Source organism: Nocardia sp. CC201C, from assembly GCF_030010695.1.
Lineage (GTDB): Bacteria > Actinomycetota > Actinomycetes > Mycobacteriales > Mycobacteriaceae > Nocardia > Nocardia otitidiscaviarum.
The window spans coordinates 1-1,634 of sequence record NZ_JASCXP010000704.1 but is presented as its reverse complement, the minus strand read 5'-3'; the positions used below and the strand labels follow the sequence as shown (position 1 = coordinate 1,634).

1 protein-coding gene is annotated in these 1,634 nt (G+C 74.0%); it reads right to left on the bottom strand.

From position 1 onward, the window contains the following. On the bottom strand, positions 1 to 1,550 hold a 1,550-nt coding region (locus QK444_RS36100; RefSeq protein ID WP_282786586.1), incomplete at its 3' end, for an L-aspartate oxidase. Between the last annotated feature and the right edge of the window lie 84 nt (positions 1,551 to 1,634).

Here is a 1,634-nt window from a genome sequence, read left to right as displayed (position 1 = left end):
CCGCCCGCAGCACCACCCGGCCCGCGTGACGCAATACCGCTCTCGTGATCGCTCGGTCCGCGCGAGGTGATGCCGCCCACGTCGTCGCGTGGTGTGGCATGCGACTCGTGCCCCGATCCGTGCGGCGAGGCGAGTGGCGCACCGAATCCGCCGTCCGGCCCGGGGGCGGCGATATCGATTGCGCCGGAATCGGTTCCGGTGCCGCTGGCGGCGAGCAGTTCGAGCAGGCGCAGCACGCCCTCGCGCAGGCCGTCGCCGTCGCGGACGACGGCGGCGCGGTCGGTCATCAGCCGTTGCAGGGCGGTGCGGTCGACGCGGGGCAGGCGCAGGGGGCCGATTTCGGTGACGGGGTCGGCTGCGCCGAGGCGTTCGGTGGCCGCCGCGCCCGCGCGTTCGCCGACCACCAGGCCCTCGAGCAGGCTGTTGGAGGCGAGCCGGTTCGCGCCGTGCAGGCCCGTGCGCGCGACCTCGCCCGCGGCGTACAGGCCGGGGACGGTGGTGCGGCCGTGGGTGTCGGTGACCACGCCGCCGCACTGGTAGTGGGCGGCGGGGGCGACCGGGATCAGTCCGGTGCGCGGGTCGATGGCCGCGGCCAGGCAGGAGGCGGTGATGGTCGGGAACCGCTGGGCGAAACCGTCGATGGCGCGGGCATCGAGATAGACGTGCTCGGTGCCCAGTTCGCGCATGCGGGCCGCGATGGCCCGCGACACCACGTCGCGCGGTGCGAGGTCACCGCGCGGGTGCACGCCGGCGGTGACCGAATTGCCCTCGGTGTCCACCAGAATCGCGCCCTCACCGCGCACGGCCTCGCTGATGAGCGGTCGCCGCCCCAGCCCACCGCGCGCGTACAGCACGGTCGGATGGAACTGCACGAACTCCAGATCCGCCACCACCGCGCCCGCGCGCAAGGCCAGCGCCACGCCGTCGGCGGTCGCCCCGGCGGGATTGGTGCTGCACGCGTACAGCTGCCCGAGCCCGCCGGTGGCCAGCAGCACGGCGGGCGCGTGCACCACACCGAAACCCCGGTCGGATAGGGCGAGTACACCGCGCACGCCGCTCGGCCCGGTCAGGATCTCGACCACTGCCGCACCGAAGATCACCGGCAGGCCCGCCGCGTTCAGCGCCCGCTGCACCTCGGCCCCGGTGGCGTCGCCCCCGGCGTGGATGATGCGCCGCGTACTGTGTCCGCCCTCGCGGGTCCGCGAGACCTGCCCGTCACGTCCGAGATCGAAGACCGCGCCCAGATCGGTGAGCGCGGCGACGGCATCCCGCCCGCCCTCGACGATCGAGCGGACCGCCGCCTCATCACACAGTCCGGCCCCGGCCACCACGGTGTCCTCGACATGCGACTCCACCGAATCGCCGTGCGGGGCCACCACGGCGATCCCACCCTGTGCGTACTGCGTGGCGGTATCGGTCGGCCCGCCCTTGCTCAGCGTGAGCACCCGCAGCCCGCGCAGCGACGCGGTACGCGCGGCGGTCAGCCCGGCCACCCCGCCGCCCACGACGACGAGATCGGCCTCGGCCTCCCAGTTGATCGTGATACTCACCGGATCTCTCCCTTCCCGGTGGTCGTGCACAAGCCCGCCGTCATGCTATGGCGGACCGACCCGGTGTACGGCAGCATCCGTGGC